This window comes from Paenibacillus terrae, assembly GCF_005217525.1.
GTDB classification, from domain to species: domain Bacteria; phylum Bacillota; class Bacilli; order Paenibacillales; family Paenibacillaceae; genus Paenibacillus; species Paenibacillus terrae_C.
Genome location: NZ_PNXQ01000003.1, coordinates 53864 through 69244, shown reverse-complemented (window position 1 = coordinate 69244; position 15381 = coordinate 53864). Strand labels below are relative to the sequence as shown.

13 protein-coding genes are annotated in these 15381 nt (G+C 47.2%); all 13 read left to right on the top strand.

Going from position 1 to position 15381, the window contains the following annotated elements; translation table 11 throughout:
* Positions 1–223 precede the first annotated feature (223 nt).
* Complete coding sequence (locus C1I60_RS03130) at positions 224–1411, top strand: GNAT family N-acetyltransferase (RefSeq protein WP_137060442.1); 1188 nt, start codon at positions 224–226, stop codon at positions 1409–1411.
* A 568-nt stretch (positions 1412–1979) separates the two neighbouring features.
* Entirely contained in the window at positions 1980–2444 is a 465-nt protein-coding gene (locus C1I60_RS03125) for a CtsR family transcriptional regulator (RefSeq protein WP_137060441.1), read from the top strand.
* A gap of 63 nt (positions 2445–2507) precedes the next feature.
* Positions 2508–3032, top strand: a complete 525-nt coding sequence (gene mcsA, locus C1I60_RS03120) for a protein-arginine kinase activator protein McsA (protein WP_137060440.1) — start codon at positions 2508–2510, stop codon at positions 3030–3032.
* Positions 3033–3061: 29 nt separating this feature from the next.
* Positions 3062–4126 (top strand): protein-arginine kinase McsB, encoded by a 1065-nt coding sequence (gene mcsB / locus C1I60_RS03115; protein WP_137060439.1) that lies wholly within the window; start codon positions 3062–3064, stop codon positions 4124–4126.
* Between the two features lie 44 nt (positions 4127–4170).
* On the top strand, positions 4171–6615 hold the full coding sequence (clpC, locus tag C1I60_RS03110; RefSeq protein WP_137060438.1) for an ATP-dependent protease ATP-binding subunit ClpC: 2445 nt from the start codon (positions 4171–4173) through the stop codon (positions 6613–6615).
* A gap of 301 nt (positions 6616–6916) precedes the next feature.
* Positions 6917–8290: a DNA repair protein RadA gene (gene radA, locus C1I60_RS03105; RefSeq protein ID WP_137060437.1), complete on the top strand. Its 1374-nt coding sequence runs from the start codon at positions 6917–6919 to the stop codon at positions 8288–8290.
* 12 nt (positions 8291–8302) lie between these two features.
* Complete coding sequence (gene disA / locus C1I60_RS03100) at positions 8303–9379, top strand: DNA integrity scanning diadenylate cyclase DisA (protein ID WP_137060436.1); 1077 nt, start codon at positions 8303–8305, stop codon at positions 9377–9379.
* Between the two features lie 54 nt (positions 9380–9433).
* A complete protein-coding gene (gene pssA / locus C1I60_RS03095; RefSeq protein WP_137060435.1) occupies positions 9434–10180 on the top strand; it encodes a CDP-diacylglycerol--serine O-phosphatidyltransferase in 747 nt (248 codons plus the stop codon).
* Between the two features lie 191 nt (positions 10181–10371).
* A complete protein-coding gene (locus tag C1I60_RS03090; RefSeq protein ID WP_137060434.1) occupies positions 10372–11457 on the top strand; it encodes a PIN/TRAM domain-containing protein in 1086 nt (361 codons plus the stop codon).
* 70 nt (positions 11458–11527) lie between these two features.
* Positions 11528–12226: a 2-C-methyl-D-erythritol 4-phosphate cytidylyltransferase gene (ispD, locus tag C1I60_RS03085; protein ID WP_137060433.1), complete on the top strand. Its 699-nt coding sequence runs from the start codon at positions 11528–11530 to the stop codon at positions 12224–12226.
* Positions 12223–12714 carry a 2-C-methyl-D-erythritol 2,4-cyclodiphosphate synthase gene (gene ispF, locus C1I60_RS03080; RefSeq protein ID WP_137060432.1) on the top strand — a complete coding sequence of 164 codons (492 nt, stop codon included), beginning with the start codon at positions 12223–12225 and terminating at the stop codon, positions 12712–12714. The genes ispD and ispF overlap by 4 nt, the downstream gene beginning before the upstream one ends.
* A 24-nt stretch (positions 12715–12738) precedes the next feature.
* Positions 12739–14199 carry a glutamate--tRNA ligase gene (gltX, locus tag C1I60_RS03075; RefSeq protein WP_137060431.1) on the top strand — a complete coding sequence of 487 codons (1461 nt, stop codon included), beginning with the start codon at positions 12739–12741 and terminating at the stop codon, positions 14197–14199.
* A gap of 485 nt (positions 14200–14684) precedes the next feature.
* A complete protein-coding gene (gene cysE, locus C1I60_RS03070; RefSeq protein WP_137060430.1) occupies positions 14685–15365 on the top strand; it encodes a serine O-acetyltransferase in 681 nt (226 codons plus the stop codon).
* The last annotated feature ends 16 nt before the right edge of the window (positions 15366–15381 follow it).

Sequence of the window (15381 nt, the reverse complement as noted above, 5' to 3'; positions counted from 1 at the left end):
CCTCCAGCGCCGATGGTACTTGGACCGCAGGGTCCTGGGAGAGTAGGACGTCGCCAAGCAAAAGGAAGAAGGACCATGATCTCCTTGAGATTGTGGTTCTTTTTTTATACATTTTTACTATAACCATCTGTTCCTAAGGTTGACAGAGAACCAAGGCTTTGCGACACTCTAAAGGTGTGATCTTTTTGTGGAAGTCCAAGTATACGAGCGAGGTGACGAAGTTATGGAAATCAGACAATTACAACGTGAGGAATTTGAAGCTGCTATTGAGTTGTCTCAATATGCTTTTCAGTTTACAATGTCCCCGGAGGATCTGGAGAAATCCAAAAAGAAATTCAAACCAGAACAAACTTGGGGGATATTCGACGGAAATGACTTGAATGCGAAGCTGACTTTGCTACCGTTACAGGTATACATACAGGGTCGGGTTTTTGACATGGGGGGCATTGCTGGTGTGGCAACTTGGCCGGAAAAGCGGCGCGGCGGTCTGGTTTCACGTCTTTTGACAAATACACTTGCGGAGATGAAGGTCGCGGGACAGAGCCTTTCTTTTCTACATCCTTTCTCCTTTGCCTTCTATCGTAAATTTGGGTGGGAAACGTATATTGAATACAAAAAGTATATTATTCCGATCGATAAATTCCCTGCCAAGCTTAAAACCGAAGGTACAGTCAAACGGGATGTAAAAGATATTTCTGAGCTGAACCAAGTATATCAAGCATATGCTTCGCGTTATAATGGTACGCTGGTACGAGATAAGGAATGGTGGCAAGAGCGGACATTAAATAAGAACTACCGGACCGCAGTGTATTACTCTGAAGCAGGCGATCCTCAGGGATACGCACTCTACAAAATTGAAGATAAGCAACTGAATTGCGACGAACTGGTATATATTAATGAGACGGCACGGCGGGCGTTGTGGACGTATTTTGCCAATCATGATTCGATGATAACCCAGGGTAAATTCATTTACATTCCGGCTGATGATAATCTGCCATATCTACTGGATGATCCGAGAATTCAGCAGGAAATAGTACCTTATTTTATGGGCCGTATTGTAGATGCTGATGCTTTTGTGGAGAAATACCCTTTTAAGGCCATTGGAGAGGAAATACGTTTGACCTTACATCTGACAGATCGTTATGCTCCATGGAATGAAGGAATATGGACATTGACGGTCAACGCGGAAGGGCAGGGACATTTGGACAGAGTAGATTCAAGCAGTTCTTTCGAGGGCGCTATAGAAGCTGACTTGAGTCTGGGAATCCAGTCGCTGACGGCCCTGATGCTTGGCTTTCAGCGGCCTATTGATCTTTATAAGTGGAATCGTATTACAGGGCGCAGCGAGTCTGTATCTGCATTAGAACGAGTAATACCGGTAACACAAACATTTTTGCTGGATTTTTTCTAATTGTAACGCTCTTAAATGCTCTTGAGTCTTCATTTTTTAGGGAATATAGCTTAAATACCTTTTATAAGGTTTGGATGATTTTAACGATATTTTTCAGAACTCTTTCCGTAAAGGGAAGAGTTTTTCTTATATTGTATAAAACATAATTAGATTGCGAAAAATGATATTGACCCCTTGGCAAAAATATATTTTGTGCTATAATGTGATTATAGTCAAAGAAAGTCAAAGTCAATGGAGTCTATCGCGCTTCTTTTGATTGGTGTAAATACGCTGAGTCTTTAGCCGTATATAATACATTGACACCAACACAGCATGCAAAGACAGACCTGATCTGTAGTTAAACGTCACTGTAATCTCATGAGGATGAGGGAAGGTGTATGATTTATTAGGATTAAAGGTCACACTAGAAACTAAACGGGATGTTTTTAAGTGAGGTAAGAGAGCTGATTAGCCTCCATACAGGCTTAGATTCGTGATTTTACCGTTTGGTTAAGTTCAATATACGGCGGACTCTGTGGAGCGTGAAATGTACTGAATATTTGCGTTTCCGTTAGTGGAGGATGATGAAATGCGCAATGTTTCCGATATTATTGAACAATATTTGAAGAGCATATTGCTGGAGAGTCCCAAAGGTTTAGTGGAAATTCAGCGTAATGATTTGGCTGACCGCTTTTCCTGCGTGCCGTCGCAAATTAATTATGTAATCAGTACCCGTTTTACGCTGGAAAAAGGCTATGTGGTGGAAAGCAAACGCGGTGGAGGGGGTTACATTCGCATTCAGCGAATTCAACTGCCTGCACAACATGCGATTCATACACATCTTCATCAAAGTATTGGAGAGGAAATTAGCCAATCGGCAGCAGAAGGTCTGATTTATCAGCTGGAAGAAGCACATTTTTTAAGCAAAAGGGAAGCTAGTTTAATGAAGGCCGCTTTATCAAGGGACACATTATTGCTGAAACTTCCCTATCGTGACCAGTTGCGGGCAAGGCTGCTTAAAGCTATGCTGATTTCGTTGCTGGTGGCCAGATAGCGTGTGATTCAAGATTTAGATGTAGGGATTTTCAAAAATCTTGACGCTGAAGGAGGTGCTTTTATGCTGTGCCAAGAATGTAATAAACGGCCGGCAACTTTGCATTTCACCAAAATCGTGAATGGCGAAAAGACAGAGTTTCATATTTGTGAGACGTGTGCGAAGGAAAAAGGGGAGATGATCCCTGGAACACCTAACGGCTTTTCGATTCATAGCTTGTTGTCGGGGATGCTGGATTTTGAATCCAGCACAAAGAGCCAGTCGCCAGGCCATAGTGGTTCGCAAAACCTGCAATGCAAGGATTGCGGCATGACCTATGCACAGTTCAGTAAGCTGGGGCGCTTTGGGTGCCCGTCGTGCTATCAATATTTTGACAGCCGTCTGGACCCGCTGTTCAAGCGTGTGCATGGCAGCACGAGCCATGTGGGCAAGGTTCCGGTTCGCACCGGAGGCCGATTGAAGGTTAAACGGCAAATTGATGATCTGAAAAAAGAGATGCAACAGCATATTGTACAGGAAGAATTTGAATCAGCCGCTGAGCTTAGGGATCAAATCAGAAAGCTTGAAAAAGAAATGACTGAAGAGTAAAGTTTGTGAAGAGTAGGAGGGGATGCGTAATGCCCAATATCCGGTTTACGGAAAAGCCGCTAAGTGATTGGATGCGTGGTGATGCTGCGGATTCGGAGATTGTCATTAGCAGTCGGGTAAGAATTGCGCGTAACTTGCAGCATCTGCCTTTTCCCATGCTTGCTACCAACCAGCAGTCGGAAGAAGCACTTCAACGCTTGACGGATATCCTTCAGTATGATGATTTAGGACGCTTTGGTACCTTTCATACCCTGAAAATATCCGAGTTGGATGAGATCGACAAGCAGGTGCTGGTTGAGAAGCATTTGATTAGCCCTAATTTGGCGAACGAATCTCGTAACGGTGCTGTTTTGATTAGCGATGATGAATCGGTTAGTGTTATGATAAACGAAGAGGATCATCTGCGTATCCAGTGCTTATATCCGGGATGTCAGGTTAGAGAAGCTTGGGAACGTGCTATGGTTATTGATGATGCATTTGAGGCGCATGTCGATTATGCATTTGATGATCGTAGAGGCTTTCTGACCAGTTGTCCGACGAATGTCGGCACAGGGATGAGAGCTTCGGTGATGATGCATCTGCCCGCATTGGTCATGACTCATCAGATTAACCGCATTTTGTCTGCTGTTTCACAGGTAGGTCTTACCGTTCGCGGTATTTATGGTGAAGGCAGTGAAGCAGTCGGCAATCTGTTTCAGGTATCCAATCAAATTACACTGGGACAGACCGAGGCGGAAATTATCGAAAATCTGCATGGCGTAGTGCTGCAAATTATAGAGCATGAACGTTCCGCCAGGGAACGGCTGATGAATGAGTCCATGCTGCGGATTACAGATCGGGTGATGCGTTCATTCGGTATTTTGTCATATGCAGCGGTACTGGAATCTAAGGAAGCCGCACAGCGGTTGTCCGATGTACGTCTTGGCGTAGACTTGGGGATTTTGGAGCGTCCATCCACGGCAACGATGAATGAGCTCAATGTGATGACGCAGCCCGGATTTCTGCAAAAAAGCTTTGGTGATAAAATGAATACCGGTGAGCGCGATATGTACCGGGCGAAGCTGATCCGGCAAAAATTAGGCACAACCCTTTAATATATAGAATGATCTGAAATACACACTGTGGAGGTGCAGGATATATGATGTTTGGAAGATTTACGGAACGCGCACAAAAAGTGCTTGCCTTGGCTCAGGAAGAAGCTGTTCGATTGGGACACAACAACATTGGCACGGAGCACATTTTGCTCGGCCTCATTCGTGAAGGTGAAGGAATTGCAGCGAAAGCCTTGATTGGTTTAGGGCTGGGACTGGAAAAAATTCAGGATGAAGTGGAAACGCTGATTGGACGCGGTCAAGAACAACCGACGAACATTGCCTATACTCCACGCGCCAAAAAGGTCATCGAGTTATCTATGGATGAAGCTCGTAAGCTGGGCCATACCTATGTAGGTACGGAACATATTTTGCTCGGTCTTATCCGTGAAGGCGAAGGTGTAGCAGCCCGTGTACTGAATAACTTGGGTATCAGCCTGAATAAAGCACGTCAGCAAGTGCTTCAATTGCTCGGCAGCAGCGAGGCTGTTTCCAGCCATCATGGTGCTCCAGCTAATGTCAGCACACCAACGCTGGACAGCTTGGCACGTGATTTGACGGCATCTGCGAAGGAGAACAACCTGGACCCTGTCATTGGGCGTAGTAAGGAAATTGAACGTGTAATTCAGGTGCTCAGTCGCCGTACAAAGAACAATCCAGTTCTGATCGGTGAGCCAGGGGTAGGTAAAACAGCAATTGCCGAAGGATTGGCGCAAAAAATTATTGCCAATGAGATTCCCGAAACGTTGCGCGACAAGCGTGTAATGACACTGGATATGGGCTCTGTAGTAGCAGGCACCAAATATCGTGGTGAATTTGAGGATCGTTTGAAAAAGATTATGGACGAGATTCGTCAAGCAGGAAACATCGTATTGTTCATTGATGAGCTGCATACGCTGATTGGTGCTGGTGGAGCTGAAGGTGCCATTGATGCTTCCAACATTTTAAAGCCTGCTCTGGCACGTGGCGAGCTGCAATGCATCGGTGCGACAACGCTGGACGAATACCGCAAATATATTGAGAAGGATGCTGCTTTGGAACGTCGCTTCCAGCCGATTACGGTAGATCAGCCTTCTCCAGAAGAAGCTATTCAAATTCTGTACGGTCTGCGTGACCGTTATGAAGCGCATCACCGTGTGAAAATTACGGATGAAGCCATTGAAGCGGCAGTAAAATTGTCAGATCGTTATATCACCGACCGCTTCCTGCCGGATAAAGCAATTGACCTTATTGATGAAGCAGGTTCCAAGGTAAGGCTGAATTCCTATACGGTACCGCCAAACTTGAAACAGCTGGAAAACCGTCTGGAAGATATTCGTAAGGAAAAGGATTCGGCTGTACAAAGCCAAGAGTTCGAAAAGGCGGCTGCATTGCGTGATACAGAGCAGAAAATTCGTGAAGAGCTGGATGTTACGAAAAACCAATGGAAAGAGCAACAGGGACGTACAGATTCCGAAGTAACACCGGAGGATATTGCTCAGGTCGTTGCGATTTGGACAGGTGTTCCAGTTAGCAAGCTGAAAGAGGAAGAAACGCATCGCCTGTTGAACATGGAAGAATTGCTGCATGAGCGGGTAATTGGGCAGGATGAAGCAGTTAAGGCAGTTAGCCGGGCTATTCGCCGGGCACGTGCCGGACTGAAAGATCCGAAACGTCCAATCGGCTCCTTTATTTTCCTCGGTCCAACCGGGGTTGGTAAAACTGAGCTGGCACGCGCGTTGGCTGAATCCATGTTCGGAGATGAAAATGCGGTTATCCGAATCGATATGTCCGAATACATGGAGAAGCATTCCACGTCCCGCCTGGTTGGAGCGCCTCCAGGATATGTTGGATATGAAGAAGGCGGCCAATTGACTGAGAAGGTACGTCGTAAACCTTACTCCGTCGTACTGCTGGATGAGATTGAAAAAGCACATCCAGAAGTATTCAACATTCTTCTGCAAGTGCTGGAAGATGGACGTCTGACGGATTCCAAAGGCCGTGTTGTCGATTTCCGCAACACACTCATCATCCTGACATCCAATGTGGGTGCACAGGCGATCAAACGCAACTCCACGCTCGGCTTTACAGCTGTTGTGGACGCTGGAGCGGATTATGATAACATGAAGGGCAAAGTGATGGATGAACTGAAGAAAAGCTTCCGTCCCGAGTTCTTGAACCGGATTGATGAAATTATCGTTTTCCATTCTCTCGAAGAAAAACACATCGCCGAAATCGTGTCCCTCATGTCCGAAGAGCTGCGTAAGCGTCTGAATGAGTACGAGGTGGACTTTGAGTTGACAGACAAGGCTAAGGCATTCCTTGCGAAGGAAGGCTTTGATCCGGCGTATGGTGCGCGTCCATTACGTCGTGCAATCCAGAAGCATATCGAGGACCGTCTGTCTGAGGAGTTGCTGTCGGGTAATATCACTAAAGGTGATTCTCTCTTTATTGATGAAGAGAACGGTGCGTTGACCGTTACAAAAAAGGATAACGTATCCGCGAAGTCCTGAACAGGCTATAAAAGTTAACGATAATCAATCGGCTTTTGCCCAAAAGGATAGAGGTACGATAGGTTAGCACAATAAAAGAAGTACGAAAGGGTGTCTCGCAGGCTGAAAAGCTGTGGCGAGGGCACCCTTTTTGTGTATAAAGCTCTGTGGAGCGGTCGGATAAGAGCTTTGGAAAAGTTTGTGATATCGCTTTACGTCCGCCAAGCTTCAATGGTAAACTTTTATTGTTACAGCTCTTTCCGGCTGTATGAAGATAAATCCGACATTGATCGTTGTCAAATAAGGAGCCAAGGAACAAAGTATGGCTAAAGTGAAAACTAAATTTTCCTGTACAGAGTGCGGTTATGAATCGCCCAAATGGTATGGAAAATGTCCCGGATGCCAGGCATGGAATTCCATGGTGGAGGAAACGGAAAGCGTTGTAAAAACTCAAGGAATGGGTTCTTCCCTTCTTACTCATAGCACAAAAGATAAGCCACTCCCTATTATTGAGGTGGAGAGTGGCAAAGAAGCACGAATTTTGACGGGAATTGGCGAATTGAATCGCGTGCTCGGGGGAGGCGTGGTGCCGGGTTCACTGGTTCTGGTGGGCGGTGATCCAGGGATTGGGAAATCTACGCTTATGCTACAGACATCGAATGAGCTGGCCTTAACCGGTCTGAGAGTGCTGTATGTGTCAGGTGAGGAATCGGTCCGTCAGACGAAGCTGCGTGCAGACCGCCTTGGTGCCTTGTCCCCCAACCTATACGTATTATGTGAGACGAATTTGGAGACGATTGAAGAAGCGGTGGACAGCCTGAAACCGGAGTTTCTGGTGATTGATTCTATCCAGACCGTATATTTGCCTGAGGTGACGAGTGCGCCGGGGAGTGTAGCACAGGTGCGGGAATGTACTTCACGTTTTATGCGGATTGCCAAGGGACTAGGTATTGCAACGGTGCTGGTAGGACATGTGACCAAGGAAGGGGCCATTGCAGGCCCGCGTCTGTTGGAACATATGGTCGATTGCGTGCTTTATTTTGAAGGAGAGCGTCATCATACGTATCGGCTATTGCGTGCAGTTAAGAACCGCTTTGGTTCTACGAATGAAATTGGTATTTTTGAAATGGCTGAAAGCGGCTTGCGTGAGGTGTCGAATCCTTCGGAGCTGTTTCTGTCCGAACGACCGCTGGGGGTGGCTGGTTCGACTGTCGTTGCCAGCATGGAAGGAACCCGACCTGTATTGGTTGAGCTGCAAGCGCTGATTGCGACCACGCATTTTCCTTCTCCACGCCGAATGGGTACAGGGGTTGACCATCATCGAATGGGATTGATTATAGCCGTGTTGGAAAAGCGGATGGGCATGTTTTTGCAAAATCAGGATGCGTATCTAAATGTAGCTGGAGGCGTAAAACTGGATGAACCAGCGGTGGACCTGGCAATAGCGGTGAGTATTGCTTCCAGTTTTCGAGATGCGCCTACCAAGCCGTATGATGTGATTTTTGGCGAGGTAGGGCTGACGGGGGAGGTGCGTGCTGTATCCAGAGCGGAGCAGCGTGTGCGGGAAGCAGAGAAGCTGGGTTTTAAACGGGTGATTATGCCGGAAAAGAGCCTGAAGGGCTGGACGCATCCGAAAGGGATACAGATTGTAGGAGTAGGAACGGTGGCAGATGCATTGGCAGCCGCATTAGATTAGGGGGCAATGAGAATGAAAGAAGCGAGCCAACTGGATAAAATGAATGATTTGCTGCGGCTTGTGGCACCGGGAACTCCCTTTCGCGACGGACTGGAAAACGTGTTGCGCGCCAAAACGGGCGCTCTTCTGGTCGTTGGCTATAGCCCGGAGGTAATGGAGGTCGTGGACGGCGGCTTCTCGATTAACTGTGATTTTTCGCCGAACTATTTGTATGAACTTGCCAAGATGGACGGCGCAATCATACTGAGTGAGGATTTGAAACGGATTTTATACGCAAATACGCAACTGATTCCTGACTCTTCCATTTCCTCGATTGAAACGGGTATTCGTCACCGGACAGCGGAGCGGGTTGCCAAGCAAACTGGCAAGTTAGTCGTGTCGATTTCTCAGCGGCGTAATATTATTACGTTGTACCAGGGAACGCTGCGATATGCGCTCAAGGAAATCGGGGTTATTTTAACGAAAGCTAATCAGGCCATTCAGACGCTGGAAAAGTATAGATCCGTGCTGGGGCAAGCCTCAACGAATTTGACTGCATCTGAATTTGAAGAGTTGGTGACCATGCCTGAAGTTGTAAATGTTATCCAACGGATCGAAATGGTGCTGCGCATCAAAATGGAAATTAAACGATTTATCAACGAGCTGGGGAATGAGGGCCGTTTGATTAGCATGCAGATGGATGAGCTTGTCAGTAATATTGAGGAAGAGGCTTGGCTGCTGTATAAGGATTATGCCAAAGACGATAGCGATGAGAAAATCCGTGGCATTATATTGGGTCTCAAGCGTTCCACGGACGATGAGCTGCTGGATGCAAATCATATTGTGCGTTTGCTGGGTTACCCGTCTTCGGCTGCGACATCAGAGGAATATATCGTGGCGCGCGGTTATCGGGTGTTGAACAAAATACCGCGTCTACCGAATGTGATTATTCATAATCTGGTAGAGCGTTTTGGACGTTTTCCGCAAGTCATGACAGCGACGATTGAAGAACTGGATGAAGTGGATGGCATTGGAGAAGTCCGTGCACGCACCATTAAAGAGGGACTCAAACGATTGCAGGAACAAGTTTTCATTGACAGGCAAATGTAAATGTAATACAGTGAAAGGATTATAATGGAACAATTCATACATTGAGGTGAAGAGATGATTACCAAATCAATTCCGAACATGTTTACCTTGGGTAACTTGTTTCTCGGAATGATCGCCATTTTATTGGCCGTAGACGGAAAATACAGTCTTGCCGCTATTATGGTTATTGTCGCCATGCTGTTGGACGGACTGGATGGACGAGTGGCCCGGGCGCTAAATGCCCAGAGCGAATTCGGTAAAGAACTGGACTCCTTATCAGATATGATATCTTTTGGTGTAGCTCCCGCAGTTATTATGTACATGGTTGCTTTTCATGATGCTAATTCGGCTTTGGCCTGGACGGTTACGGCTATTTTTCCGATGTGCGGAGCGTTACGTTTGGCTCGTTTTAATGTACGTCCCGGTGTACCGGGTTATTTTACAGGCTTGCCGATTCCGGCAGCAGGTGGTGTGTTAGCCACTTTGTCCTTATTCCATAACGATATTTCTCTGTTATACATGTCGATTGCGATGCTGCTTGTCTCTTATTTGATGGTCAGCTCGATGAAATATCCGAACTTAAAAAAGGTGGGCCTTCCGAAGAAAGCGATCTGGATCGCTCCATGGGTTGTAATTGCTGCCGTTGTACTGGCGGTTAAATTTCCGGATCAATTATCGAAGCTGATTTTCGTACCGTTGGTGCTGTATGCATTGTATGGCATGAAACTCAATATCCGTAAGCTGTCACGTAGACGTGGGCGCGGTCGGGGACGTTCCACTCAGGAAGAACAGGATGATCAATATCGTCATTCACAGCATTAGTATTAAGCGAGAAAACAATTAAGCATTTATTTCCTTGGACCACTTCAGGGAGATAGGTGCTTTTTTTATGCATAAAAATCAAATACATAGGGTTAGTTGGGTGAAAATTGGATCATACTGGTAAGAGAAGTGATGTATATCCAATAATTACAGGGTGTATGAAAAGAAAACAAAGGAGGTATAGACACTCGATGTGGAGAAAGGCTATTTTAACTTTTACAGGTTTGTGCGGAGCGTGGTTCGGCTATACGTTATACCATCGGGTAGGAGGCATCGTATCATGGTTGCCCCATTGGTTAAGTGATGGTTCTTTGCCGGGAATGGCTGTTTGGATGATTGTGGGAGCTGTGTTGTTTATGGCTGGATGCTCGCTCGCTGGAGCAGCTGTGGCCAATCGGTTACAGCAAGGGATTGAAGGTTTGGTACGGATTCCGATGAACGAGATGATGGCAGGTGCGATTGGACTAGCGGTGGGCTTGATCCTTTCCTTAGCAGTTTATCCGCTCTTGTCATGGCTGGGAGCACCAGGTCAACTGATTCAAACGGCTGTTACCATCGTATGCGGATATGTGGGCTTGATGGTCGGACTGGAAAAGCGGGACGAGCTGTCCTCATTTTGGAGTTCGGGATTTTTTGGTCGAGGTACGGGTGTGGAAGAACGCAAGCTGGAGGAACATAAAATTTTGGACACCAGCGTGATTATAGACGGACGTATTGCAGATATTTGCAAGACGGGTTTTATTGAAGGAACGATTGTTATTCCCGAATTTGTGCTGGAGGAGCTTCAGCATATTGCAGATTCGTCGGATTTGCTCAAGCGTAACCGCGGGCGGCGTGGTCTGGATATTTTGAACAAGATTCAAAAAGAGCTGGATGTAAATGTATTGATTTACGAAGGCGATTTTGAGGAGATTTCAGAGGTTGACAGCAAATTGGTCAAACTGGCAAAGGTGCTACAAGGTAAGGTGGTAACGAACGATTTTAACCTGAATAAGGTATGCGAGCTTCAAGGTGTATCGGTGCTGAATATTAATGACTTGGCAAATGCAGTGAAGCCTGTAGTGCTGCCCGGTGAGGAAATTATGGTGCAGATTATCAAAGACGGCAAGGAGCATGGGCAAGGTGTGGCCTATCTGGACGATGGTACAATGATCGTTGTGGAAGGCGGTCGTGACTACATCGGTTCTCTGATGGAGGTGTTGGTTACGAGTGTACTTCAGACCTCTGCGGGCCGTATGATTTTTGCCAAACCGAAATTATTGGAAAAAGCTCAATAAACGCTGTATGATGAAGTAGATGTGTAATCATACGGATCGTCCAAGAGCGATCAAGGCAGGAGTCATTTCAATGAACAATCGGGTAGGAGTCGTCATTGTGGCGGCTGGGCGCGGCTCCCGTATGGGAACGCCGGAAAGTAAGCAATTTTTGCTTTTGCGGGACAAGCCCATCTTCATACATACACTTGAGATATTCGCAGCCATGCCCGAAGTGGATGAAATGGTGATGGTGACGGGGGCAGAAGATGTCGAGCGCTGTCAAGAATGGATTCGTCAATACCGAATCGGCAAGAACGTACAGGTAGTGCCTGGAGGCAGTGAACGTCAGCATTCGGTATATCGCGGTCTGAGCCACCTGCAAGCAGATTGGGTGATGGTGCATGATGGTGTACGCCCACTCATTCTGCCTGAGCTTGTACGTTCATGTCTGGAGACAGCTATGCGTACCGGTGCTTCTGTAGCGGCGGTGCCTGTAAAGGATACAGTCAAGCAAGTGAACGGGGATGGTATCATTACGGCAACGCCGGATCGCCGAAGTCTGTGGAGCATTCAAACGCCACAGACTTTTCGTCTTTCCGATCTTCTGCGGGCCTACGAGGAAGCGGAGCAGGCAGGATTTTTGGGGACAGATGATTCGATGCTGGTCGAGCGATTAGGAATTCCAGTTACTGTCGTTCAGGGCAGCTACAAAAATATCAAAATTACCACGCCTGAGGACTTGGATATGGCGGAGTTATGGGTAAAGACAGAGGGAGAGGATATCAGATGATCAGAGTGGGACAAGGGTTTGACGTTCACCAGTTGGTGGAAGGAAGGCCGTGCATTATCGGAGGCGTGAATATTCCTTATGAAAAGGGATTGCTGGGTCATTCCGATGCTGACGTGCTGTTGCATGCGGTTAGCGACGCCATTCTGGGCGCGCTCGGTCTAGGGGACATCGGGAAGCACTTTCCGGATAATGATCCGGAATTCAAGGATGCCGACAGTCTCAAGCTGCTGGAGCATGTATGGAGTTTGGCCAAAGAGCGGGGATATCGCTTGGGGAATATTGATTCTACGATTATTGCACAAAAGCCCAAAATGGCATCTTACATCCCGCAGATGAATGAAGTTATCGCTCGTGTGCTGGAAGCGGAGGAGCTATCCCAGGTAAACGTCAAGGCGACTACGACAGAGCAGCTCGGCTTTGCCGGGCGAGGTGAAGGGATTGCTGCTCAATCGGTTGTCTGTCTTGTTAAGGGTATGCTATCATCTTGAGAACTAAGATTTGGAGGAGATTTTATGAGCACGGAAGTTCGTGTACGTTATGCCCCAAGCCCAACAGGGCATCTGCATATTGGAAATGCCAGAACGGCATTATTTAATTATTTGTATGCTCGGAACCAAGGTGGCAAGTTTATTATCCGTATTGAAGATACAGATGTGAAACGTAACATTGCAGGCGGGGAAGAAAGCCAGCTTAAATATCTGAAATGGTTGGGTATGGATTGGGATGAAAGCGTGGATGTCGGGGGAGAGTATGGACCTTACCGTCAGACCGAGCGCCTGGATATATACAAAACGTATTGGCAGGATCTGCTGGATCGTGGCTTGGCTTACCGCTGCTACTGCACCGAAGAAGAGCTGGAACGCGAACGTGAAGAACAGACGGAACGAGGGGAGACACCACGCTACTCCGGGAAGCACCGTGATCTGACGGAGGAACAGTGTCAGGCATTTGAAGCGGAGGGGCGTGTGCCAAGTATCCGTTTCCGCGTGCCGGAAGATCGTGAATATACGTTTAATGATATGGTCAAAGGCCAAATCACGTTCAATTCGAAGGAAAGTGGCGATTTTGTTATCGTCAAAAAAGACGGTATTCCGACATATAACTTCGCTGTAGCAGTGGACGATCACTTGATGAAAATATCGCATGTGCTGCGGGGCGAGGACCATGTCTCCAATACACCGCGACAATTGATGATCTTTGAAGCGCTTGGATGGGAGCCTCCCATCTTTGGTCATATGACACTGATCGTGGGCGATGATCACAAAAAGCTTAGCAAACGCAACGAGTCCATTATTCAGTTTATGGAGCAGTACGACAAATTGGGCTACTTGCCAGAAGCTATATTCAATTTTATTGCACTGCTGGGCTGGTCTCCGGAAGGCGAAGAAGAAATTTATGACCGGGAGCAATTGATTTCGGTTTTCGATCCCAATCGTTTGTCCAAAAGCCCGGCTGTTTTTGATACGAACAAGCTTGCTTACCTGAACAATCACTATATTAAAAAGGCTGATCCTGAGCGAATTGCCAGCATGGCGATTCCTCATTTGCAGACAGCGGGACTTTTGCCGGCTGAATTATCTGCGGAGCAGCAGGACTGGGCCAAGGCTCTTGTTCGCTTGTATCAGGAACAAATGAACTCTGCGTCCGACATTGTGGCTTTGTCTGAATTGTTTTTCCGTTCGCATCTGGAGCTTGATACGGAAGCTGCGGCTGTGCTGGCTGAAGAGCAGGTTCCTGAGGTGCTTAAAGCCTTTGCTGGCAAGGTGGAAGCGAGTGAGGAATTTACGGCTCCACAAATGGCCAAGCTGATCAAGGAAGTTCAAAAGGAAACTGGCTTTAAGGGGAAACAGCTGTTTATGCCGATTCGTGTGGCCCTTACAGGCCAAACTCATGGACGCGATTTGAACGAAACGATCTTTTTGCTTGGACGTGACAAGGTGCTGGACCGTCTCAGAGCACAAATTAAAGGCTGATATTTCTTGTCAATTTGTTGTCTTTTCGCTATAATGACTCCATTGATACGGATTGATATTTACGTGTAAAGGCTGAGAACAGGAGAAGTACACTGCATAAGGGCATTTGCCAGAGAGGATGGCCGAGGGGGACCCCCCGGGGCTGGAAGCCGTCCAGATGACCTGCGGAGGAAATGCACCTGGGAGCCGTGCGCCCGAACCTTAATTAGCGTCGACTGCTGATATAGCAAGGGTGTGCCGAATCGTTCTCGTTACCGGACGCCAAAGACGGGCTTCGCTGCTTATATGCAGCAGGTATGCTCGAAGCAGAGTGGGACCACGTTCATGCGTCTCTGCAGCTTAGGCTGCGGAGGCGCTTTTTCATTTTTATCAGACTCAAGCTCGTTATAGGTGAAAATGTCGAAGTGTGTTGACGAATGCGAAAATTGGCGAAACATGGAGTTATGTGAAGATATAGCAAGGAAATGGGGGAATAGGAGGGCGACATGTTCAGACATATCAAATCCGACATTCAGACTGTTTTGGATAATGACCCGGCCGCCCGGAGCAAGCTGGAGGTTATTTTTACGTATTCCGGCGTTCATGCCCTTTGGGCACACCGAGTCGCACATTGGTTTTATCTGCGAAACTGGTGTACTATTGCCCGTGTTATATCTCAGGTATCGCGGTTTATGACAGGGATTGAAATCCATCCCGGCGCACGTATTGGGGATCGGCTGTTCATTGACCATGGCATGGGAGTTGTCATTGGGGAAACCTGCGAGATTGGTGATGATGTCGTATTATACCAGGGGGTCACTCTTGGAGGGACAGGGAAAGAGAAGGGGAAGCGCCATCCTACCATTGGGAATAATGTTGTTATAGGCTCCGGCGCCAAGATATTGGGCTCTTTTACAATTGGGGCGCAGTCCAACATTGGTTCCAACTCGGTTGTGCTTAAAGAGGTTCCCCCAAACAGTACGGTGGTGGGGATCCCGGGTCGAGTGGTCAGACAGGACGGCAGACGTCCAGACCGATTTAGTCACCAGCTACCTGATCCGGTTGTGGATTCTTTGCGGGAGCTTCAATTGGAAATAGAACGATTACGCGCAGAATTGTCTGATTTGAAGGATGAGCGATCTACTCAGAAACATCAGGTGACTCAAGAGAATAAATTACAAGGATAATCTTCATGAGGGAGGA

Bases quoted from the DNA above. Each gene is read 5' to 3' on its own strand.
- clpC (WP_137060438.1), top strand. From the start codon at position 4,171: ATGATGTTTGGAAGATTTACGGAACGCGCACAAAAAGTGCTTGCCTTG.
- C1I60_RS03090 (WP_137060434.1), top strand. From the start codon at position 10,372: ATGTGGAGAAAGGCTATTTTAACTTTTACAGGTTTGTGCGGAGCGTGG.
- C1I60_RS03125 (WP_137060441.1), top strand. From the start codon at position 1,980: ATGCGCAATGTTTCCGATATTATTGAACAATATTTGAAGAGCATATTG.
- ispD (WP_137060433.1), top strand. From the start codon at position 11,528: ATGAACAATCGGGTAGGAGTCGTCATTGTGGCGGCTGGGCGCGGCTCC.
- radA (WP_137060437.1), top strand. From the start codon at position 6,917: ATGGCTAAAGTGAAAACTAAATTTTCCTGTACAGAGTGCGGTTATGAA.
- mcsA (WP_137060440.1), top strand. From the start codon at position 2,508: ATGCTGTGCCAAGAATGTAATAAACGGCCGGCAACTTTGCATTTCACC.
- pssA (WP_137060435.1), top strand. From the start codon at position 9,434: ATGATTACCAAATCAATTCCGAACATGTTTACCTTGGGTAACTTGTTT.
- mcsB (WP_137060439.1), top strand. From the start codon at position 3,062: ATGCCCAATATCCGGTTTACGGAAAAGCCGCTAAGTGATTGGATGCGT.
- disA (WP_137060436.1), top strand. From the start codon at position 8,303: ATGAAAGAAGCGAGCCAACTGGATAAAATGAATGATTTGCTGCGGCTT.
- C1I60_RS03130 (WP_137060442.1), top strand. From the start codon at position 224: ATGGAAATCAGACAATTACAACGTGAGGAATTTGAAGCTGCTATTGAG.
- gltX (WP_137060431.1), top strand. From the start codon at position 12,739: ATGAGCACGGAAGTTCGTGTACGTTATGCCCCAAGCCCAACAGGGCAT.
- cysE (WP_137060430.1), top strand. From the start codon at position 14,685: ATGTTCAGACATATCAAATCCGACATTCAGACTGTTTTGGATAATGAC.
- ispF (WP_137060432.1), top strand. From the start codon at position 12,223: ATGATCAGAGTGGGACAAGGGTTTGACGTTCACCAGTTGGTGGAAGGA.